Here is a 21,878-nt window from a genome sequence, read left to right on the forward strand (position 1 = left end):
CCAAGTCTAAACCCTTACCGATCGGCAAGATCACGCCGAGATGTCTCGGACATGGACAGGACGGCGATCAGGCTGACGACGGCCGCGATGGTGATGTAATGGCCCACCCAGGCCAGGCCGCCATAGGCCACCAGCCGCTGCGCGATATAGGGGGCCAGCGATCCGCCCAGGATTCCGCCCAGGCTATAGGCGGCCGAAGCGCCGGAGTAGCGCAGGTTGGTCGGGAACAATTCCGGCAGCAGCGCGCCCATGGGCGCGAAGGTGAAGCCCATCAGCACCAGTTCGATCACCAGAAACAGCAGCACCAGATCGGGCTGGCCGCTGCCCAGCAGCGGCCCGATGAGAAAGCCCGAGAGGCCGGCGGCAATGGCCGCCACCGCCAGCACCGGGCGGCGGCCGAAGCGGTCTGCCAGCAGGGCGGCAATGGGGGTCGCGATTGCCATGCCCAGAATCGCGATGCACAGCAGGCCGAGGAAGGTCTGGCGCGGGATATGGCCGATCTTGGTGCCGTAACCCAGCGCGAAGACGGTCGAGATATAGAAAAGCGCGTAGCAGACGACCATGGCGAAGGCGCCCTGCAACAGCGGCACCCATTGCCGGGTGATGACGTCACGCACCGGCAAGGCCACGCGCTCGGCACGGTCCAGCGTTTTCTGGAAGGCGATCGTCTCCGGCAGGCGGCCACGGATGTAGAGGCCGATACCGACCAGCACGGCGCTGCCCAGGAAGGGTATGCGCCAGCCCCAGTCCAGAAACTGCTGTTCCGTCAGCACGCTGAACAGGAGGAGGAAAAGTCCGTTCGACAGCAGAAAGCCGATGGATGGCCCTAGCTGCGGAAACATGCCGAACCAGGCGCGGCGTCCGGCGGGCGCATTCTCGGTCGCGAGCAAAGCCGCACCACCCCATTCGCCGCCCAGGCCGATGCCCTGGCCCAGCCGCATGATGCAGAGCAGGATGGGGGCGATAAAGCCGGCGGTCGCATAGCCCGGCAGCAGGCCGATCAGCACCGTCGACAGGCCCATCACCAGCATCGAGGCGACGAGGGTGGATTTGCGGCCGACGCGGTCACCGAAATGGCCGAACAGGAAGGCGCCCACGGGCCGCGCCAGAAAGGCGATGCCGAAGGTCAGGAAGGCCGCCAGCTGTTCCGCCTGCGGCACATGGGCCGGAAAGAACACCGGCCCCAGCACCAGCGCCGCCGCCGTGCCGTAGATATAGAAGTCATAGAATTCGACCGTGGTGCCGATCAGGCTGGCCAGGACAATGCGGCCGGTGCCGGCGGGCGCCATGGCAGGCGCGGCCTGCCCCGTCCGTGTGGACGTGAAAGACATGAAAAGGTTTCTCTCCCCAGATTGACCGAAAGTTTCGCCCAACCCGGGGTTACACGAAAGAGGTTCTATGCGCATGGCAGAGCTTGCCAAGCGGCCCCCCTTCGGGGGATATGCGGTCCTCTGCGCCTGTAGCTCAACGGTTAGAGCGGGCCGCTCATAACGGCTTGGTTGCGGGTTCGATTCCTGCCAGGCGCAGTGAAGCAGCCCTCGCTTGATGGTTGCCCCTAACCCCGACATTGCCTAGAGCAGCAGCCACGTCCCCGCGCGCATTCGGAGCATCGCCATGGCCGCCTACCAGTATGTCTATGTGATGAAGGACGTGACCAAGGCCTATCCGGGCGGTCGCGAGGTCTTCAAGGGCATCACCCTCTCCTTCCTGCCAGGCGTGAAGATCGGCGTGCTGGGCGTGAACGGCGCCGGTAAGTCGACGCTGCTCAAAATCATGGCCGGCATCGAAAAGGAATTCGGTGGCGAGGCCTGGGCGGCGGACGGCGTGCGCATCGGCTATCTGGAGCAGGAGCCGCAGCTCGACCCCACCAAGACCGTGGGCGAGAATGTGGCCGAGGCCTTCGCCGTGGTGAAGGCGGCGCTGACCCGCTTCAACGAAATCTCCGAAAAGTTCATGGAGCCGATGGAGGAGGATGAGATGAACGCTCTCCTCTCCGAACAGGCGGCCTTGCAGGAAAAGATCGACGCCGGCGACGGCTGGGAAATGGACCGCAGGATTGAAATCGCGCTCGACGCGCTGCGCTGCCCGCCGGCCGATTCCGAGGTAACGAAGCTTTCGGGCGGTGAGCGCCGCCGCGTGGCCCTGTGCCGCCTGCTGCTGGAAAAGCCCGACCTGCTGCTGCTCGACGAACCGACCAACCATCTGGACGCCGAAAGCGTCGCTTGGCTGGAACATACGCTGCGGGAATTCGCCGGCACGGTGATGATCATCACCCATGACCGCTACTTCCTGGACAACGTGACCAACTGGATTCTGGAAATCGAGCGCGGCCGCGGCTACCCGTTCGAGGGCAATTACTCCTCCTGGCTGGATCAGAAGCGCAAGCGCCTGGCCCAGGAAGAGAAGGAAGAGAGCGCCCGCCAGCGCGCGCTCGCGGCCGAAGCCGAGTGGATTTCCTCCTCGCCCCGCGCCCGCCAGTCCAAGAGCCAGGCGCGTATCAAGCGCTATGAGGAGATGCAGCAGGCGAGCCAGGAACGCGCCGGCGGCGTCGCCGAAATCGTCATCCCGCCCGGCCCCCGCCTGGGCGGCGTGGTGATCGAGGCGACCGACCTCAAAAAGGGTTTCGGCGACCGCATGCTGGTCGACGGGCTGAACTTCAAACTGCCGCCGGGCGGCATCGTCGGCGTCATCGGGCCGAACGGCGCCGGCAAGTCCACCCTGTTTCGCATGATCCTGGGTCAGGAACAGCCGGACGAGGGCAGCTTGCGCATCGGCGAGACCGTGAAGCTCGGCTATGTCGACCAGTCGCGCGACAGCCTGGACCCGAATAAGAACGTCTGGGAGGAAATCTCAGGCGGCACCGACGTTATCCATCTCGGCAAGCGCACCATCGCGAGCCGCGCCTATGTCGGCGCCTTCAACTTCAAGGGCTCGGACCAGCAGAAGAAGGTCGGCATCCTCTCGGGCGGTGAGCGCAACCGCGTGCATCTGGCCAAGATGCTACAGAGCGAAGCCAACGTCATTCTGCTCGATGAGCCGACCAACGATTTGGACGTCGATACGCTGCGCGCCCTGGAAGAGGCCTTGGCCGAATATCCCGGCTGCGCCGTTATCATCAGCCATGATCGCTGGTTCCTCGATCGCCTGGCCACCCATATCCTGGCCTTCGAAGGCGACAGCCATGTCGAGTGGTTCGAGGGTAACTTCCAGGACTACGAAGAGGACAAGCGACGTCGACTGGGCGCCCAGGCGACCGAGCCGCATCGCATCAAGTATCGTCCCCTCGCCCGCTGAGGCGGCAGGCGGCCAGCGCGAGATAATCGCCTTGGCCAGCCCTTCCGCTGGAAGGCCTGCATCGTGACTGATCCCTGGACCATCCCGCCCGCGACGGACGGCTGGAATCCCGCATGGGTTCTGCGTACCGGGCGGCTGATCATGCGGCCCGTCTCCGGCCGTGACGCGGCCGAAATCGCGGCGCTCAAGGCCGATCCGCGCGAATACGCCATGATGCTGGGCGGGGTCCGCAGCCCCGAACAAGCGACGGAGGAACTGGCCGCCGATGTCCGCGCCTGGGGCGCCTACGGCATCGGCATGTGGTCGGCGCGCGACCGCCTGACGGACGAATTCCACGGCATCGCCGGCATCATGCGGCGGCCGGACGGGCGCGGCATGGCGCTGCGCTTCGCCTTCGAGACGGAGGCGCGGGGTCGTGGCTATGCGCGGGAAGCCGCCGTCGCCGCCCTTCATTTCGCGCATGAGCGCGCCGGCATTTCCCGCGTCATCGCCGTCGCCCGCGAAACGAATGCCGCGTCTTCCATGCTGCTAACGAGTATCGGCATGCATGAGGCCCCCGAACTGGCCTTCACGCGCGATGATTACCGGATGCTGGTCTTCGTCAGCGAACCCAGCCTCTATACCGTTGAAAACTGGCACTGGGACCGCAGCAGCCAAGACTGAGAAACGCGCGCCGAGGGTTGAACGCAGGCGGCTTGCCCCGGTTTTGTGGCCTCTGCCCCTCTATCATAACAGAGTTTCGCGACTTGACCGGCGAAGGGGCGGACGTCCATATCGGCTTTGATCCGGACATGAACCGCTTACCTCACATCCGCTCTGCGGGTGATTCTAGGTGTTTCGACAATGACCCTTCCTCTGATGCCTAAAGCCACCGCCGTCTGGCTGATCGACAAGACCGCCCTGACCTTCGAGCAGGTCGCGGAATTCTGCGGCATGCATCCGCTGGAAGTGCAGGCCATTGCCGATGGCGAAGTGGCCCAGGGCATCATGGGCTATGATCCGGTCGCCAATAGCCAGGTGACGGCTGAGGATATCGCCCGTTGCGAGCGCGATTCGAATGCCCGCCTGCGCATCCTGGCCTCGGCCGTACCGGCCACGAAAAAGACCCGTGGCGGCCGCTATACGCCGGTCGCAAAGCGCAATGACCGCCCGGACGCCATCGCCTTCCTGCTGCGCAACTATCCGCAGCTGTCGGAACTGCAACTGTCGAAGCTGCTCGGCACGACCAAGGAAACGATCCAGAAGGTGCGCGAGCGCAGCCATTGGAACAGCGCCAATATCAAGCCGCGCGACCCCGTCATCCTCGGCCTCTGCAAGCAGAGCGACCTGAACGAGGCCATCGCCCAGGCGAATGACCGGCTGCTGAAGGAAGGCCGCCAGGTGCCGCCGCCGCCGCCGCCGATGACCGAAAACGACGCGGCCTGATCAGCGCTTCCGCGTTCAGGACAAAAAAAGGGTAGGCGATGCGCCTACCCTTTTTTCATTCTGGTCTCTCATTCTGGGGGATTGTGCCGATCCCGGAGCTAATGGCCGCTACTGGCTGAAAGCCGGGCCATTTCTTCCTTTAATCGAAGTTTTTCGCGTTTGAGAGTGCCGATGGTCTCAGTATCCCGGGCCGGTCTGCGGTCCTCGGATGCCAAACGCGCTTCCAGGCTGGCATGGCGATCTTTAAGGCTATCAATACGGGCCTGTAGAGACATGGGATCTCCCTTCTAACAAGCACTTAGGGTCATAAGCCCGCCCATCCAGGACGGAACCGGGCGGACCTCCAAACGCTACTGCCATCGGCTTGTCATATTCCAGCGGAAACGCACACAATATCGCGATTGCCTTGCCGCAACCGCGAAGGGTATGAGCGACCAGGACCTCATGCTAAACAGGCACCATGCTCTCTGATCGTGACACCGTGCTACGCCGCCTGCATGAGCTTCGGAGCGAGCACCGCGACCTCGATACCGTCATCGTCCGGATGATCGATATCGGGGCGGTGGACCTGCTCAATGTCCAGCGCCTCAAGAAGCGCAAGCTTTCTCTGAAGGATGAGATCGCCCGGCTGGAAAGCCGCCTCATCCCCGACAATATCGCCTAGTGTTCTGATACAGAACGCTTCTTTTTGCTCGCACGGATCAAGATGACGTCTCAGCCCTCTGCCCATCCCTCTCATGACGCTGAGAAACAGCCGCCTTTGGTCGGCGTCATCATGGGCAGCCAGTCCGACTGGGCAACCATGCGCCACACGACGGAAACCCTGGCCGCCCTGCATATTCCGTATGAAACGCGGATCGTCTCGGCCCATCGCACGCCGGACCGGCTCGCCGAATATGCCAAGGCGGCGCGTGGGCGTGGGCTGAAGGTCGTCATCGCCGGTGCCGGCGGCGCGGCCCATCTGCCCGGCATGTGCGCTGCCTGGACCATCCTGCCCGTCCTCGGCGTGCCGGTCGAAAGCCATGCGCTGAAGGGCATGGATAGTCTTCTCTCCATCGTGCAGATGCCGGGCGGCGTGCCGGTCAGCACTTTCGCCATCGGCCGGGCCGGCGCCATCAATGCCGCCCTGACCGCCGCCGCCATTCTGTCCCTGTCCAATCCGCATCTGGCGGAAGCGCTGGAAGCCTGGCGGGCGGCGCAGACGGCGGCCGTCGGCCATGAACCGGTCGAGGAGCCGGCGGCGTGAGCCTTCTGGCGAAAAGTCTGGCGCCCGGAAGCACCATCGGCATCGTCGGCGGCGGCCAGCTTGGCCGCATGTCGGCCATGGCCGCAGCCCGGCTCGGCTATCGCGCGCATATCCTGACCCAGGAAGCGGACGGCCCGGCGGCTCAGGTCGCGGCCGGCATCACGCCCGGCGGCTATGACGATCCGGCTACCCTTCGCGCCTTCGCCGCCGCCGTCGATGTCGTGACCTTCGAATTCGAGAATGTCAGCGCCGAGGGCCTTTCGCTCCTCGCCGACCTCAAGCCGGTGCACCCCTCGCCCAAAATCCTCGGCATCAGCCAGGACCGGGTGCTGGAAAAATCCTTCCTCAACGGCGCCGGTGTCGCCACCGCGCCCTGGGCGGAAGTGACCGATGAGGCCAGCCTGAGGGCGGCTATCGAGACGATCGGCCTGCCCGCCATCCTGAAGACCAGCCGGCTTGGCTATGACGGGCGCGGCCAGGCGCGGGTGGCCACACCCGAGGAGGCGCTGGCCGCCTTCCATCGCCTGGAACCGAAGCCTTTGGTGCTGGAAGGCCTGGTAAATTTCGCCTGCGAGGTCAGCGTTGTCGTCGCGCGCGGCGCGGACGGCCAGATGGCGAGTTTCGACACGGTCGAGAACCACCACAAGAACGGCATTCTGGACCTGACCTTCGCCCCGGCCCGGATTACCGAAGAGGCTGCGGCCAGCGCCCAGGCGCTCGGCCGTCAGGTCGCGGAAGCGTTGGACCTCGTCGGGCTTCTGGCCGTCGAAATGTTTGTCGATGCCGATGGCAGTCTGCGGGTGAATGAAATCGCGCCGCGCCCGCATAATTCCGGCCATTGGACCATGGATGCCTGCCCGGCCAGCCAGTTCGAAATGCATATCCGCGCCGTTGCCGGCTTGCCGCTGCCGGCCGCTGGTCGGCATTCCGACGCCATGATGAAGAACCTCATCGGGCCGGATGACATGGCGCTGTGGCCTGAAATCGTCGCGGCCGAAGGCCTGATCCCGCATCACTACGGCAAGGCGGAAGCACGGGCAGGCCGCAAGATGGGCCATGTGAACCGGCTTTTCCCCAAAGGCAGCCTGCCCGGCCCCTTCGGCATCAATGCCGCCCTGGGACCGCTGGCCGAACCAACCGCTCAGCAGGACTGAGCGGCTGAGGGTTGCCGGCCATGGGGCCTGCACCCTAGATAGGCGCCCTTATCCATCGCGGCCCTTAAACCGGAAGATTTGCCATGCCCGCCATCACCCTGCCTGACGGCTCCGTGCGACATTTCGCAGGCCCCGTCACCGGCACTACGGTGGCGGCGGATATCGGACCGGGTCTGGCCCGCGCGGCGCTGGCCATGCGCGTCGACGGCAAGATTCTCGACCTCGCCCGCGAAATCGATTCCGATGTGAGCCTCGCCTTCATCACCCGCAAAGACCCGGAAGCGCTGGAGATGATCCGCCACGATACGGCGCATGTCCTGGCCGAGGCCGTGCAGGCGCTGTACCCCGGCACGCAGGTGACCATCGGCCCGTCCATCGAAAACGGCTTCTATTACGATTTCGCCCGCAACGAGCCCTTCACGCTGGAAGATCTGCCCAAGATCGAAGCGAAGATGCGCGAGATCATTGCGGCCAACGCGCCCTTCACGCGCGAAGTCTGGGACCGCGACGAGGCCATCGCCTTCTTCCGGGAGAAGGGCGAACGCTACAAGGCCGAGCTGATCCAGGACCTGCCGCCGACCGAGACCATCACCCTCTACAAGCAGGGTGACTGGATCGACCTGTGCCGTGGCCCGCATATGCGCGGCACCGGCGATGTCGGCACCGCCTTCAAGCTGCAGAAGGTCGCCGGGGCCTATTGGCGCGGCGATCATCGCAACGCCATGCTCAGCCGCATCTACGGCACCGCCTGGCGCGACCAGAAAGAGCTCGACGCCTATCTGAAGATGCTGGAAGAGGCCGAGCGCCGCGACCATCGCCGCATCGGCAAAGCCATGGACCTTTTCCACATGCAATCCGAAGCCCAAGGATCGGTGTTCTGGCATTCCAAAGGCTGGCGCCTGTACCGGACGCTGGAAGCCTATATGCGCCGCCGCCTGGATGCCAACGGCTATGCCGAGGTGAAGACGCCGCAGCTGGTTGACCGCACCCTGTGGGAACATTCCGGCCACTGGGAAAAGTATCGCCAGAACATGTTCGTGGCGACGGTCGACGAAGAGCCTGACGTCACGCTGGCGCTGAAGCCGATGAACTGCCCCTGCCATGTGCAGATTTTCAACCAGGGCCTGCGCTCCTACCGCGAGCTGCCGATGCGCATGGCCGAATTCGGCGCTTGCCACCGCTACGAGCCTTCGGGCGCGCTGCATGGCATCATGCGCGTGCGCGCCTTCACGCAGGACGACGCGCATATCTTCTGCACGGAAGACCAGATCGGCTCCGAAACGGTGCGGTTCGTCACCCTGCTTTCGGCGATCTATCGCGACCTCGGCTTCGAGGAATTCCGCGTGAAGTTCTCCGACCGTCCGGATGCCCGCGCCGGAACCGATGAGCAGTGGGATCGCGCCGAAAAGGCCCTGCACGAAGCCTGCCGCGAAGCCGGCATCGCCTATGAGGACAATCCCGGCGAAGGCGCCTTCTATGGTCCGAAGCTGGAATTCGTGCTGCGCGACGCCATCGGCCGCGACTGGCAGTGCGGCACTTTGCAGGTCGATTATATCCTGCCGGAGCGTCTGGACGCCGAATTCATCGGCGAGGACGGGGCCAAGCATCGCCCGGTCATGCTGCATCGCGCGATCCTGGGCAGTTTCGAGCGCTTCCTTGGCATCCTGATCGAGCAATATGCCGGCCGCTTCCCGCTCTGGCTGGCGCCGGTGCAGGTGGTGGTCGCCCCAATCGTGTCGGACGCCAATGACTATGCCGAGGAAGTCGCGGCCCTGTTGCGGGCGCGCGGCCTTTCCGTGCAGACCGACCTGCGCAATGAGAAGATCAACGCCAAGGTGCGCGAACACTCGCTTGCGCATGTGCCGGTGATTGCGGTGGTCGGCCGCCGCGAGGCGGAGCTGGAACAGGTCAGCCTGCGCCGCCTGGGCGACGACAAGCAGACGGTGATGGGACTGATGGAAGCCGTCGATCTGCTCGGCGCCGAGGCATTGCCGCCCGACCTGCGCCCGGCCGAGCCTACGGCCGCATAACCGCCGCCTCGATCCGGACAAAGCTGGCTTGATCCCGGCGCCTCTTGCGAAGAGGCGCCGCCATCATTGATATATGCTGCGTCTGGGTGGATGTGATTGCATCCCGCCGTGCGGAGCGCTATCCGTTCCACCCCATCAACATTGCCTACCAAGTCCTACACATCGACAGGAGAGCTCCATCCCTAGGCCACCCCAAGCGCCCCAACCGCCGCGTAACGACGGTCCGCGTGTGAATGAAGAAATCCGCTCGCCGCAGGTCCGCCTTATCGACCAGGACGGCGAGATGATCGGCGTGATGAGCGCCCGCGACGCGATGCAGCGTGCGTTTCAGGTGGGTCTCGACCTGCTGGAAATCAGCCCGAATGCTGAACCGCCGGTCGTGAAGATCCTGGATTTCGGCAAGTTCAAATACGAACAACAAAAAAAGAAGAACGAAGCCAAGAAGCGCCAGAAGGTCGTCGAGATTAAAGAGGTCAAGGTTCGGCCGAATATCGACGAGAACGACTACCAGGTGAAGCTTCGCGCCATGAAGTCCTTCATCGGCGAGGGCGACAAGGTGAAGGTCACCCTGCGCTTCCGTGGTCGTGAAATGGCGCATCAGGACATCGGCGTGAAGGTGCTGGAACGTATCCGTGGCGACATGGACGATCAAAGCAAGGTCGAGCAGATGCCCAAGATGGAAAACCGTCAGATGGTCATGGTGCTGACTCCGCGCTGAGCGCGGATCGCATCGTCAGGCCTTCCAGAGCCGGTTTGGTCTTGACCGCTGGCCCTGATCTTGAATGGCCCCGATCTTGTATATATCGACCCCGATTATCCGATCGGGGTCGATTATGCCTGGAATGTCCTTTGATATCGCCCATCTGCGTGCCGCTTATCTGAGCGGCAGCCTGACGCCCGTGCAGGTCATCGCCGAGGCGCTGCGGCGTATCGCCGCCATCGACGATCCCGCCATCTGGATTTCCCGCGCCACGGATGACGTGCTGATGGTCGAGGCTGAGGCACTCACCGCGCGCCTGGGCGACATTGCCGCTCTGCCGCTTTACGGCATTCCCTTCGCCGTCAAAGACAATATCGATGTCGCGGGCCTGCCCACGACCGCCGCCTGCCCGGCCTTCGAATATCATCCTCCGACCTCGGCGGCGGTGGTGGACAAGCTGGTGGCTGCCGGCGCCATTGTTATCGGCAAGACCAATCTGGACCAGTTCGCAACTGGGCTGGTCGGCGTCCGCTCCCCCTATGGCATTCCCCGCAATACGTTTGACCCGGCGATGGTGCCGGGCGGATCAAGCTCCGGCTCGGCCGTCTCAGTCGCGGCCGGGCTGGTGAGCTTCGCGCTCGGCACAGATACGGCCGGGTCCGGCCGGGTGCCGGCCGCCTTCAATAATCTCGTTGGCTTGAAACCGACGCGCGGCCTGATCAGCAATACCGGCATGGTGCCGGCCTGCCGCTCCATCGACTGCGTCTCCATCTTCGCGCTGACGGTGCCGGATGCGTTATCCGTCCTCGACGTGGCGGGTGGGTTCGACGCGGCTGACGCCTATTCCGTCGCTGCTCCGGCCGGGTTCAAGGCCGCGCTGCGCGCCGCGCCGGCGGCCTTCACCTTCGCCGTGCCGCATCAGGCGGAGCTGAAGTTTTTTGGCGACGAAGACGCGCGGACGCTATTCGCCGAAGCCGTCGCCCGCGCGGAAGCCTTGGGCGGCACCAAGATCGAAATCGATTTCTTGCCCTGGGTGGAGACCGCGAATCTGCTTTACGGGCCCTGGACCGCCGAGCGCACGGCCGCCGTCGGCCCGCTTCTGGCGGTCGAACCCAATGTGCTGCACCCGGTCACGCGCAAGATCGTGGAAGTCGGGCTGGCTCCCACGGCGGTCGAGATCTTCCAGGCGCAATACCGGCTGCAAGAGCTACGGCAGACGATTGCCCCCGTGTGGCAGTCGGCCGATTTTCTGCTCGTGCCGACCACGGGTAGCGCCTTCAGCCTGGCGGATCTGGAGGCCGAGCCGGTCGCCCGCAATACCGACCTCGGCTACTACACCAACTTCACCAATCTGTTGGACCTTGCCGCCATCGCCGTGCCGAGCGGCTTCAAGCCGAATGGCTTTCCGGCTGGCGTGACGCTGATCGGCCCAGCCTGGCATGACGCGAAACTGGCTGCCGTCGCATACAGCATGCACAAGGCCACGGGCGCCCCGTTGGGTGCCACCGGCCTGCCGCAACCTGATGCCGCCGTCGTGCCGGCCGTGAGCAGCCAGCCGGAGATCGAAATCGCGGTCTTCGGTGCTCATCTGACCGGCCAGCCGCTGAACCCGCAGCTGCGCGGTCTCGGCGGCCGCTTTCAGCGCGCCTGCCACACCGCCGCATGCTACAAAATGGTCGCCATTCCAGGCCGCATTCTTCGCCCCGGCCTGATCGATATCGGCGACGGCGGCGCGGTGATCGAGGGCGAAATCTGGTCTCTGCCGAGCGCCGCCCTCGGCGCCTTCCTGGCGACCATCACATCCCCGCTCGGCCTTGGCACCGTCAGACTGGCGGAAGGGCAATCCTCGCTCGGCTTCATCTGCGAAGGCGGCGTTTCGACGGCGGCCGCGCCAGATGTCAGCGGATTCGGCTATTGGCCCCGCTATCTGCGGTCGCTTGCCCAGTAGCAGGCCCTGCAACGGCTGATTGACAGCCCTGTTAGTACCAGGTCTCGGCAAGATGAGGGAAAGCTTGACCGGAACGAGGCGGCACGCCATTTACGGCAGTACCGACGACAATAAGAGGAATATTACCGATCTATGTCAAAAGAGGACATGATCGAGTTCAGCGGTATGGTTGCGGAGCTTCTGCCCAACGCCATGTTTCGCGTGAAACTCGACAATGACCACGTCATCCTGGCCCATACCAGCGGCAAGATGCGCAAGAACCGCATCCGCGTGCTCGCCGGCGATCGCGTCAATGTTGAAATGACGCCCTACGACCTCACCAAGGGTCGCATCACCTTCCGGTTCAAATAATAAGAACCCAGCCTGATCGCGGCCTGGTTCTGGCCTCTGCCAGTCCCCGCCGCCTTGAGCTTCTCGCCCAGCTTGGTCTGACGCCCGATCGTATTCTCGCCCCCGATGTCGATGAGACACCGGTTCGGGGTGAGTTGCCGCGCGTCTATGCCAGGCGCGTCGCCAGGGCCAAGGCTTTGGCCGTCGCCCAGTTGCTCCCTGACGCTCGCATTCTGGCTGCCGATACCGTGGTCGCCGCCGGGCGGCGCATTCTGCCCAAAGCAGAAACGGAAGAGCAGGCGCGGCATTGCCTGACCTTCCTATCAGGCCGCCGGCATCGCGTGCTGACGGCGGTTGCCGTCTGCGACGGCGGAGCGATACGGGAGAAGCTGGTCGAAACCGTGGTGATCTTCGCCCGCCTCTCCCAATCCGAGATCGACGCCTATATCGCGACCGGCGAATGGCAGGGCAAAGCTGGCGGCTATGCCATTCAAGGCCAGGCCGCAGCCTTCATCCGTTATATCGCGGGCAGCTATTCCGGCGTCGTCGGCCTGCCGCTGCATGAGACGGCGCAGTTGCTGGGGCTTTGACGCCCCTCACCGCTTCGGCACAAAAAAGGCGGCCCCGTGAGGGACCGCCTTTTGTCGTCTCCGGCGAAAGCCGGTCTTAGTAGCGATAAAGATCGTGCTTGAAGGGGCCGCTGACGGAACCGGCGCCGATGTAATCGGCCTGCTTCTGGCTCAGTTTGGTCAGCACGGCACCGACTTTGGCGAGATGCAACGCTGCGACCTTCTCATCCAGCACCTTCGGCAGGGTATAGACCTTCTTCTCATAGGCGCCGGGCTTCGCCTGCCACAGTTCCAGCTGCGCCAGAACCTGGTTGGTGAAGGAGGCGGACATCACGAAGCTCGGGTGACCCGTGGCATTGCCGAGGTTCACGAGGCGGCCTTCGCTAAGCACGATCAGGCGCTTGCCGTCCGGGAAGATGACCTCGTCGACCTGCGGCTTCACATTGTCCCACTGCAGGTTGCGCAGCGCGTCGATCTGAATTTCCGAGTCGAAATGGCCGATATTGCAGACAATGGCGCGGTGCTTCATGGCGCGCATATGCTCGATGGTGATGACATCGACATTGCCGGTCGCGGTCACGAAGATATCGCCGCGCGGGGCGGCGTCTTCCATGGTCACGACCTCATAGCCTTCCATCGCCGCCTGCAAGGCGCAGATCGGGTCGGCTTCGGTCACCAGCACGCGGCAGCCGCCGTTGCGGAGAGACGCGGCCGAACCCTTGCCGACATCGCCGAAGCCGGCGACGACGGCGACCTTGCCGGCCATCATGACGTCGGTGCCACGGCGGATGGCGTCCACCAGGCTTTCACGGCAGCCATAGAGATTGTCGAATTTCGACTTGGTGACGCTGTCGTTGACGTTGATGGCGGGCACCAGCAGCTTGCCGGCCTTGGCCATTTCCCACAGGCGATGCACGCCCGTCGTCGTTTCCTCGGAAATGCCACGCACATCGGCCAGCATTTCAGGATATTTGTCGTGCATCAGTACCGTGAGATCGCCGCCATCATCCAGGATCATGTTCGGGGTCCAGCCGTCCGGACCGCGCACCGTCTGCTCGATGCACCACCAGAACTCTTCCTCGTTCATGCCTTTCCAGGCGAAGACCGGGATGCCTGCGGCGGCGACGCCGGCGGCGGCATGGTCCTGGGTCGAGAAGATATTGCAGGAAGACCAGCGCACGGTCGCGCCCAGCGCCACCAGCGTCTCGATCAGCACAGCGGTCTGAATGGTCATATGCAGGCAGCCGGCAATGCGGGCGCCGGCCAGCGGCTTGCTGGCACCATATTCCGCGCGAAGGGCCATCAGGCCGGGCATTTCGTCCTCGGCCATCGAGATTTCTTTCCGGCCCCAATCGGCCAGGCTGAAATCACGGACCTTGTAATCTCCGGCTGGGGAGGTGATGGCAGTATCGGGCATGGGTGTTCGTTCCGTTCGATATCTAAAGGCGGAATAGCCGAGCGCCCGCCTGAGGGAAAGTTTTTCCGAGCAGGGCCGACAGGCGCAGGCGTCACATCCCATGCCTGATCGCGCCCGTATGAAGCGAAGCGCCCCGAAACACGATGCCGGGAGCGCCGAGGAGACCGCTGGACTATGATACGATCGCTACTGACAGCCCGCCGTTTCGCGCCTCTGTTCTGGTGCCAGTTCTTCGCCGCCTTCAACGACAATTTTCTGAAGAACGCGCTTCTGTTCCTCATCCTGTGGGGTGCCATCGGTGCCGGCAACCATGGCGGGGAACCGCCGCATGCGGCCAATGCGCTGATCACGCTGGCCGGCGCCATTTTCATCCTGCCGTTCTTCCTGCTCTCGGCCATCGGCGGCGAAATGGCGGATCGTTACGACAAGGCGCGCCTGTGCCAGCGAATCAAACTGGTTGAAATTGCAGTCGCTGTTCTCGCGGTTGTGGGCTTTCTGCTGCAGAGCATCCCGATCCTGTTCGTCGCGCTCTTTGCCTTCGGCACGCTCAGCGCCCTGTTCGGTCCCGTGAAATACGGCATCCTGCCCGACCAGTTGCAGGCGGAAGCGCTGCCGACGGCGAATGCACTGGTGGAGGGTGCCACCTTCCTGGCCATCATCGGCGGCACGGCGGCCGGCGGTTTTGTCTCCACCCTGCCGCATGGGCGGCTGGTCCTGGCCGGCACCGTTCTGGTCTTCGCGCTGGCGAGCTGGGCCTGTGCCAGGCTCATTCCCCAAACCGGCGAAGCTGCACCCGATCTGAGGATCGAACGCAATATCTTCGCCTCCACCTTCTCCCTTGTCGCCCATCTGCGCGACGAGCGGCGCATCTGGTGGGTGGCGCTGGCCAATGCCTGGTTCTGGCTGGTGGGCGCCATTGCCCTCGGCCTGCTGCCCGGGCTGATCAAACTGTCGCTCGGCGCCGACCGGCAGACGGCAACGCTTGCCTTGCTGCTGTTCTGTGTCGGCATCGCCGTGGGGTCGCTTCTGGCCGCGCGACTGACGGGTGGGCGCGCGAAACTGATGCCCTCCGTCATTGGCACGGCCCTGGTCGGCGTCTTCCTGCTCGACCTGGCGCGCGTGACCCTGGGTGTTAAAGACCACCCGAACCTGACCGCCCATGTCTTCACCGATCTGGTTCTTATCTCGATCTCGGGCGGCTTGCTGGCCGTGCCGACCTTCGCCGCGTTGCAGGCCTGGGCGAAGCCCGACCATCGGGCGCGCATCGTGGCCGGGGCGAATGTCATCGGCGCCGGCGCCATGGCGATCGGTGCTATCCTGACGGCGGCGCTGCTGGGGACGGGGCTTGCCGTGCCGGTGATCTTCGGCCTGCTCGGCATCGCCTGTCTGTTGGTCGCCGTCTGGATGCTGGCTACGCTACCTTCAACCCTCACTCAGCCGAAAGAAGCTGCGATGGACATGACCGTATTCGAGGCGACGGCCCGAGCCGCGCGCATCCATGGCAAAAACCGTGTTGCGGCCGAGGATGCGACCTCCGGCACCATTACCTACAAGCGCCTGCTGCTGGGCGCGGCCATTCTGGGCCGCAAGCTCAGCCCCCTATCCGCCCCCGGTGAAGCGGTGGGCGTGCTGATGCCCAATGCCAATGCAACCATGGCCCTGGTGCTGGGCCTGATCTCCTCGGGCCGCGTGCCCACCATGCTCAACTTCACGGCGGGCGCGGCGAATCTGCTGCATGCCTGCAAGGCTGCGAAAGTGCGCAGCATTGTTACCTCCCGCGCCTTCATCCAGAAGGGCGAGCTTGAAAAGCTCATCCAAGGGCTGGAAGCCTCGCCGGACGGCGAGCAGCTGCGCATCGTCTATCTGGAAGACGTCCGTAAGCAGATCGGTACCGTCGACAAGCTGCGCGGCCTTCTGCAAGGCAACCGGCCCATGGCGAAGCGGCGCGCGGACGATACCGCCGCCATCGTCTTCACTTCGGGCTCGGAAGGCGTGCCGAAAGGCGTCGCCATCAGTCACCGCAATATGCTGGCCAATATCGCGCAGGTCGCGACCGTCATCGAATTCAATAGTTCGGACAAGATCTTTAACGTCCTGCCGATGTTCCATTCCTTCGGCCTGACCGCCGGGGTCGTGCTGCCACTCTATTACGGCGTGCAGGTGTTCCAGTATCCCTCGCCGCTGCATTACAAGACCATCCCAGACCTGATCCGCAAAACCGGCGCGACGGCGCTGATCGGCACCGATACCTTCCTTGCTGGCTATGCGCGTCAGGCGAAACCGGACGATTTCCGCACGTTGCGCTACGTCGTGGCCGGGGCTGAGCCGGTGAAGGCCGCGACGCGCGCGCTGTATCAGGACAAATTCGGCATCCAGCTGCTGGAAGGCTATGGCGTGACCGAGACTGGGCCGGTACTGGCGCTGAATACGCCGACCTTCAGCCGCATCGGCACTGTCGGGCAGATGCTGCCGGATATCGAGATGCGGCTTGATCCGGTGCCGGGCATTGCCGAGGGCGGCAGGCTGGTGGTGCGCGGACCCAATATCATGCTCGGCTATCTGCGGGTCGATGCGCCAGGCGTGATCGAGCCGCTGCCGGAAGGCTGGCACGATACCGGCGATATCGTAACGATCGATGCCGACGGCTATATCACCATCAAGGGCCGCGCGAAGCGTTTCGCCAAGCTGGGTGGCGAGATGATCTCGCTACAAGTCGTCGATATGCTGGCGGCTGAGCTTTGGCCGGAGGCGGTATCGGTCGCGGCTGCCATCCCCGACGCCCGCAAGGGCGAGAGAATTATTCTGTTCACGGAACAGGTCGATGCCGACCGCGCGAGCTTTCTGACCTTCGCCCGCGCCCAAGGTGCGACGGAGCTGACGGTGCCGGCGGAAATCCGTGTGATTGCCGCCGTGCCCGTGCTGGGCTCAGGCAAGGTCGATTTCGCCGGGGTTCAGCGCCTGGCGCTGAGCACCGTCGCCAGCGGCCAGGCTGCCTGAGAGAACAATCCTCGTCCTCGGGCTTGACTCTGAGACCCAGCTTGTAGCGCTGAAATGGGTAGACCCGCGGCATGAAGCCGCGGGCGACCCTCTGAAATCTAAAGCGCCTCGATCGCCGCCGCGATGGAGAGAACGTCGCCGTCCTCTCCACGCGGACCGATGACTTGCAACCCAACCGGTAGGCCATTCGGCAGAATCTCGGAGCGGATGATGGCCGCCGGCGCCTGGGCAAGATTGACCGGGTAGCTGAAGCCCGCCCATTCCGTCCAACGGCCGAGGCCGGAGCCCAGCGGCACTTCCTCCCCCGCCGTGAAGGGCAGAACCGAACAGGCCGGGGAAATGATGGCGTCGAAACCGTCCAGCAGCATGTCGAAAGCCGCACCGAAAGCAGCCCGGCGGCCATGCGCCTTGATGAGATCGACGGCGCTGTATTCAGCGCCCTGAGCCGCGATCTGCCGCAGGCCGGGATCGACATTGGCGAGATCGGCTTCCGACAGCGCGGACAGGCGCGCTGCCGCGCCCGCGAACCAGTGGCGGTGAAACAGATCGAGCAGGTTCTCGTCCACCGGCAGGTCGACAGGGACAAGTTCCACCCCGGCTGCTGCCAGCCGCGCCAGAGCGCGCTCGAAAGCCGCCGCGATCTCAGGATCGACATAGCCGGAGGGCGGCGTGCGCCAGACACCGAAGATCATGCCCTTGAGGTCGGTCGGCGGGGCGGCATCGGCTGGGGAGAAGGACAGCGGGTTCTGGAACCAGTCGCGCAGATCGCGCCCGGACATGACCTGTAGCATCAGCTGCGCGTCGGCCACGGTACGCGTCATCGGACCGATATGGGCGACTGTGCCGAAAGCACTGGCCGGATAGGCCGGCACGCGGCTGAAGGTGGGCTTATGGCCGACGATGCCGGTGAAGGCCGCCGGCACGCGAATGGAACCCCCGCCATCGGTGCCCAGATGCAGCGCGCCCGCGCCGGTTGCGGCTGCAACGGCGGCCCCGCCGGAGGAGCCGCCCGGCGTGAGATCGGGATTCCAGGGATTGCGGGTAATGCCGGTCAGCGGACCGTCGGTCAGCGCTTTCCAGCCGAATTCGGGAGTCGTGGTCAGACCGAGAAACACTGCGCCGGCTTGGCGCAGCAGAGCCACCGAAGGGGCATCAGCCGGGGAGGTCACGCCCGGTGAGCGCGACCCGTACTGGGCAAGGCTGTCCTTGACGTAGACGATATCCTTGATGGTCGTCGGAATACCGTCCAGCTGGCCGATCGGATTTCCGTCATGCCAGCGCGCCTCGGACTCAGCGGCCGCGGCGAGTGCGGTTTCGTGATCAATGCGGACGAAGGCGTTGAAACGGTCCTGCACCACCTCGGCGCGTGCGAGCGCCGCGCGTGTGACATCAACCGGGGAAAGCTCTCGTTTTTCGTAAAGTGCGAGCAGCTCTGTCGCGCTCAGGCGGCAAAGCGCGTCGGCGTCATCCAGAGGGGTCGCCGGCAGAGAAGGCTGGGCCATGCGGTGCTAGTCCTTTCCAAGCACCCGACCCCGCCTCGCTGCCGGACGAGCGTCAGGTATTCATCGCGTCGAAGAAGTCCTGGTTCGTCTTGCTGTATTTCAGCTTGTCGAGCAGGAACTCCATACCGTCCGTCGAACCCATCGGGTTGAGGATGCGGCGCAGCACCCACATCTTGGACAAGGTCGCGCGCTCCACCAAGAGCTCTTCTTTGCGGGTGCCCGATTTGGTGATGTCGATGGCCGGGAAGGTGCGCTTGTCGGAGATCTTGCGGTCGAGAATGATTTCCGAGTTACCGGTGCCCTTGAACTCTTCGAAGATGACTTCGTCCATGCGGCTGCCGGTATCGATCAGCGCAGTCGCGATGATGGTCAGGCTGCCGCCTTCCTCGATATTGCGGGCCGCACCGAAGAAGCGCTTGGGACGCTGCAACGCATTGCTGTCGACACCGCCGGTGAGCACCTTGCCCGAGCTGGGCACGACCGCGTTATAGGCGCGGGCCAGACGGGTGATGCTGTCGAGCAAGATAACGACGTCACGCTTATGCTCGACCAGGCGCTTGGCCTTTTCGATTACCATCTCCGTCACCTGAACATGGCGGGTCGCCGGCTCGTCGAAGGTTGAGCTGATAACCTCACCCTTCACGCTGCGCGCCATGTCGGTCACTTCCTCGGGCCGCTCATCGATGAGCAGAACGATCAGGAAGACTTCCGGGTGATTGGTGGAAATCGCGGTCGCGATGCTCTGCAACATCACGGTCTTGCCGGTGCGCGGCGGCGCCACGATCAGCGCGCGCTGGCCCTTGCCGATCGGGGAGATGAGGTCGATGACGCGCGGCGTATAATCCTTCGCCGCCCCTTTGACGGGGGAGGGCGGCAGCTCCATTTCCATCTTCAGGCGGTCGTTTGGATAAAGCGGCGTCAGATTATCGAAATTGGTGCGGTGCCGAACCGCTTCGGGCGCCTCGTAATTGATCGTATTGATCTTATACATCGCGAAATAGCGTTCGCCGTCCTTCGGCGCCCGGATCTGCCCTTCGACCGAATCGCCCGTACGCAGACCGAAGCGACGGACCTGATGCGGGCTGACATAGATGTCGTCCGGGCCCGGCAGATAATTGGACTGCGGGCTGCGCAGGAAGCCGAAGCCGTCGGGGAGGATTTCGAGTGTGCCTTCGCCATGAATGGCCTGATCATTCTCCGCAAGGCTTTTGAGAATGGCGAACATCATTTCCTGCTTGCGCAGCGATGACGCGTTCTCGATCTGCAAAGACTCAGCAAGGCTGAGGAGATCGGTGGGGCTTTTGGCTTTAAGCTCGGCGAGATGCATAGGAACGCCTTCGGGGGATCAGATCGGCCGGGATTTTATGGCCTACAAGCGACGGGACGTGCTTGGGGGTTGATTGGACGGGTATGATACGGGAGGCGGCTGATACCGGTTAAAGACGCGGCCGCTCTATGGCTGGAAGAACACCAACCACTCATATAGCTTTCAACTGGCCTGTCAGGCGGCACAAGTCAAGACCCCGTGTAGCCGTGAAAAGCTCATCCCACGAAAAAGAGCTGACCTGCCGCAGACGCCAATTGCAGTCGCCCCGTTCGGCCTGATAGCCTGATCTCCGCTCGGCAAGATTAAAAAACAGCAAACAATTGCCGGCTTAAACCTGTCAAAGGGCAAATCTGTCAAAAGACAGGCAAGTAAAACGAGCGAAAACGACAAACGCTCAAGGGAGAGACAAAAGATGGACCAGATGGCTCCGAACAGCCTGCTACAGGCTCCGCCTTTCGCAAAGCGTTATGAAAACTTCATCGGCGGCAAATGGGTCGCGCCCGTCGGTGGCCGCTATTTCGAAAATACATCATCCATCAATGGCCGCGTCGTCTGCGAGGTTCCCCGGTCGGACAAGGACGATATCGAGTTGGCACTCGATGCCGCCCATGCCGCGAAGGACGCCTGGGGACGCACCCCGGCCGCCGACCGCGCCCTGATCCTGCTGCGCATCGCGCAGGTGCTGGAAGACAATCTGGACAAGCTGGCTTTGGCCGAAGCCTGGGACAACGGCAAGCCCATCCGGGAAACGACAGCCGCCGATATTCCGCTCGCCATCGACCATTTCCGCTATTTCGCAAGTTGCGTGCGGGCCCAGGAAGGGTCGCTGAGCGAAATCGACCATGACACCATCGCCTATCATTTCCATGAACCGCTCGGTGTCGTCGGCCAGATCATTCCCTGGAACTTCCCTATCCTGATGGCTTGCTGGAAGCTGGCCCCGGCGCTCGCCGCCGGGAACTGCGTGGTTCTGAAGCCGGCCGAACAGACCCCGGCCAGCATCCTTGTGCTGGCCGAGCTGATCGGCGACCTGCTGCCGCCCGGCGTGCTGAACATCGTGAATGGTTTCGGTCTCGAAGCCGGCAAACCGCTGGCATCCAGCCCGCGCATCGCCAAAATCGCCTTCACGGGCGAAACGACGACAGGCCGGCTGATCATGCAGTATGCCAGCCAGAATCTCATTCCGGTGACGCTGGAACTGGGCGGCAAATCGCCGAACATCTTCTTCGCCGATGTCGCGAACGAGGATGACGCCTTCTTCGACAAGGCGCTGGAAGGCTTCACCATGTTCGCCTTGAACCAGGGCGAGGTCTGCACCTGTCCCAGCCGTGCGCTGATCCAGGAATCGGTTTACGACCGCTTCATGGAACGCGCGATCAAGCGGGTGGAGGCGATCCGCCAGGGCAATCCGCTTGACCCCAGCACGATGATCGGTGCCCAGGCCTCATCGGAACAGCTTGAGAAGATCCTCAGCTATTTCGATATCGGCCGCCAGGAAGGCGCCAAGATCCTGACGGGTGGTGAGCGCAACGTGCTCGACGGCGACCTGAAGGATGGTTTCTACATCAAACCGACAATCCTTCAGGGCCATAACAAAATGCGGGTCTTCCAGGAGGAGATTTTCGGACCGGTCGTGTCCGTCACCACCTTCAAGACCGAGGCGGAAGCGCTGGAAATGGCCAATGACACGCTCTACGGCCTCGGCGCCGGGGTCTGGACCCGCGACGGCAGCCGTGCCTATCGCTTCGGCCGTGGCATTCAGGCCGGCCGCGTCTGGACCAACTGCTATCATGCCTATCCGGCCCATGCCGCTTTCGGCGGCTACAAACAGTCCGGCATCGGGCGCGAGACGCATAAGATGATGCTGGATCACTACCAGCAGACCAAGAACCTTCTGGTCAGCTATAGCCCGAAGGCGCTTGGGTTCTTCTGATAGGGG

General features: G+C 63.7%; 18 protein-coding genes and 1 tRNA gene. 14 read left to right on the forward strand and 5 right to left on the reverse strand.

The window, feature by feature from the left end:
• Window positions 1-14: 14 nt before the first annotated feature.
• On the reverse strand, window positions 15-1,331 hold the full coding sequence (locus ASILVAE211_RS09275; RefSeq protein WP_227321023.1) for an MFS transporter: 1,317 nt from the start codon (window positions 1,329-1,331) through the stop codon (window positions 15-17).
• A gap of 122 nt (window positions 1,332-1,453) precedes the next feature.
• Between ASILVAE211_RS09275 and ASILVAE211_RS09280 the strand changes: the two genes are divergently transcribed.
• From ASILVAE211_RS09280 to ASILVAE211_RS09295, 4 genes are all read left to right on the forward strand, one after another.
• Window positions 1,454-1,526 (forward strand) — tRNA-Ile (locus tag ASILVAE211_RS09280).
• 88 nt (window positions 1,527-1,614) lie between these two features.
• The gene (ettA, locus tag ASILVAE211_RS09285; RefSeq protein WP_227321024.1) at window positions 1,615-3,294 is read left to right on the forward strand and encodes an energy-dependent translational throttle protein EttA; all 1,680 of its coding nucleotides are present in this window, start codon (window positions 1,615-1,617) and stop codon (window positions 3,292-3,294) included.
• A gap of 63 nt (window positions 3,295-3,357) precedes the next feature.
• A complete protein-coding gene (locus ASILVAE211_RS09290) occupies window positions 3,358-3,957 on the forward strand; it encodes a GNAT family N-acetyltransferase (protein ID WP_227321025.1) in 600 nt (199 codons plus the stop codon).
• Window positions 3,958-4,137: 180 nt separating this feature from the next.
• Complete coding sequence (locus tag ASILVAE211_RS09295; protein WP_227321026.1) at window positions 4,138-4,719, forward strand: DUF1013 domain-containing protein; 582 nt, start codon at window positions 4,138-4,140, stop codon at window positions 4,717-4,719.
• A 98-nt stretch (window positions 4,720-4,817) separates the two neighbouring features.
• On the opposite strand, the gene ASILVAE211_RS09300 is transcribed toward ASILVAE211_RS09295, so the two are convergent.
• A complete protein-coding gene (locus ASILVAE211_RS09300; protein WP_227321027.1) occupies window positions 4,818-4,994 on the reverse strand; it encodes a YdcH family protein in 177 nt (58 codons plus the stop codon).
• Between the two features lie 185 nt (window positions 4,995-5,179).
• Here ASILVAE211_RS09300 and ASILVAE211_RS09305 point away from each other — a divergent pair, with 185 nt between their 5' ends.
• The 8 genes from ASILVAE211_RS09305 to ASILVAE211_RS09340 all read left to right on the forward strand — a co-directional run bounded on the left by ASILVAE211_RS09305 (window position 5,180) and on the right by ASILVAE211_RS09340 (window position 12,717).
• A complete protein-coding gene (locus ASILVAE211_RS09305; RefSeq protein WP_227321028.1) occupies window positions 5,180-5,383 on the forward strand; it encodes a YdcH family protein in 204 nt (67 codons plus the stop codon).
• A 42-nt stretch (window positions 5,384-5,425) separates the two neighbouring features.
• A complete protein-coding gene (purE, locus tag ASILVAE211_RS09310) occupies window positions 5,426-5,965 on the forward strand; it encodes a 5-(carboxyamino)imidazole ribonucleotide mutase (RefSeq protein ID WP_227321029.1) in 540 nt (179 codons plus the stop codon).
• On the forward strand, window positions 5,962-7,119 hold the full coding sequence (locus ASILVAE211_RS09315; RefSeq protein WP_406566036.1) for a 5-(carboxyamino)imidazole ribonucleotide synthase: 1,158 nt from the start codon (window positions 5,962-5,964) through the stop codon (window positions 7,117-7,119). Before purE ends, ASILVAE211_RS09315 begins: the two co-directional genes overlap by 4 nt.
• An 83-nt stretch (window positions 7,120-7,202) precedes the next feature.
• Entirely contained in the window at window positions 7,203-9,149 is a 1,947-nt protein-coding gene (thrS, locus tag ASILVAE211_RS09320) for a threonine--tRNA ligase (protein ID WP_227321030.1), read from the forward strand.
• Window positions 9,150-9,327: 178 nt separating this feature from the next.
• Window positions 9,328-9,867 carry a translation initiation factor IF-3 gene (gene infC / locus ASILVAE211_RS09325; RefSeq protein WP_227321276.1) on the forward strand — a complete coding sequence of 180 codons (540 nt, stop codon included), beginning with the start codon at window positions 9,328-9,330 and terminating at the stop codon, window positions 9,865-9,867.
• A 124-nt stretch (window positions 9,868-9,991) separates the two neighbouring features.
• A complete protein-coding gene (gene atzF, locus ASILVAE211_RS09330) occupies window positions 9,992-11,797 on the forward strand; it encodes an allophanate hydrolase (protein ID WP_227321031.1) in 1,806 nt (601 codons plus the stop codon).
• Between the two features lie 132 nt (window positions 11,798-11,929).
• A complete protein-coding gene (gene infA, locus ASILVAE211_RS09335) occupies window positions 11,930-12,148 on the forward strand; it encodes a translation initiation factor IF-1 (protein WP_227307622.1) in 219 nt (72 codons plus the stop codon).
• Entirely contained in the window at window positions 12,145-12,717 is a 573-nt protein-coding gene (locus ASILVAE211_RS09340; protein WP_227321277.1) for a Maf family protein, read from the forward strand. The genes infA and ASILVAE211_RS09340 overlap by 4 nt, the downstream gene beginning before the upstream one ends.
• Before the next feature lie 76 nt (window positions 12,718-12,793).
• Here ASILVAE211_RS09340 and ahcY read toward each other — a convergent pair whose 3' ends face one another.
• Window positions 12,794-14,113: an adenosylhomocysteinase gene (gene ahcY, locus ASILVAE211_RS09345; RefSeq protein ID WP_227321032.1), complete on the reverse strand. Its 1,320-nt coding sequence runs from the start codon at window positions 14,111-14,113 to the stop codon at window positions 12,794-12,796.
• Window positions 14,114-14,287: 174 nt separating this feature from the next.
• Here ahcY and ASILVAE211_RS09350 point away from each other — a divergent pair, with 174 nt between their 5' ends.
• Entirely contained in the window at window positions 14,288-17,110 is a 2,823-nt protein-coding gene (locus ASILVAE211_RS09350; protein ID WP_227321033.1) for an MFS transporter, read from the forward strand.
• Between the two features lie 98 nt (window positions 17,111-17,208).
• Here ASILVAE211_RS09350 and ASILVAE211_RS09355 read toward each other — a convergent pair whose 3' ends face one another.
• Both ASILVAE211_RS09355 and rho read right to left on the reverse strand, forming a co-directional pair.
• Window positions 17,209-18,612: an amidase gene (locus ASILVAE211_RS09355; RefSeq protein ID WP_227321034.1), complete on the reverse strand. Its 1,404-nt coding sequence runs from the start codon at window positions 18,610-18,612 to the stop codon at window positions 17,209-17,211.
• 52 nt (window positions 18,613-18,664) lie between these two features.
• Entirely contained in the window at window positions 18,665-19,939 is a 1,275-nt protein-coding gene (gene rho / locus ASILVAE211_RS09360) for a transcription termination factor Rho (RefSeq protein ID WP_227321035.1), read from the reverse strand.
• Window positions 19,940-20,360: 421 nt separating this feature from the next.
• Here rho and adh point away from each other — a divergent pair, with 421 nt between their 5' ends.
• Entirely contained in the window at window positions 20,361-21,872 is a 1,512-nt protein-coding gene (gene adh / locus ASILVAE211_RS09365; RefSeq protein ID WP_456304490.1) for an aldehyde dehydrogenase, read from the forward strand.
• The last annotated feature ends 6 nt before the right edge of the window (window positions 21,873-21,878 follow it).

This window comes from Acidisoma silvae (genome assembly GCF_020618775.1).
GTDB lineage: Bacteria > Pseudomonadota > Alphaproteobacteria > Acetobacterales > Acetobacteraceae > Acidisoma > Acidisoma silvae.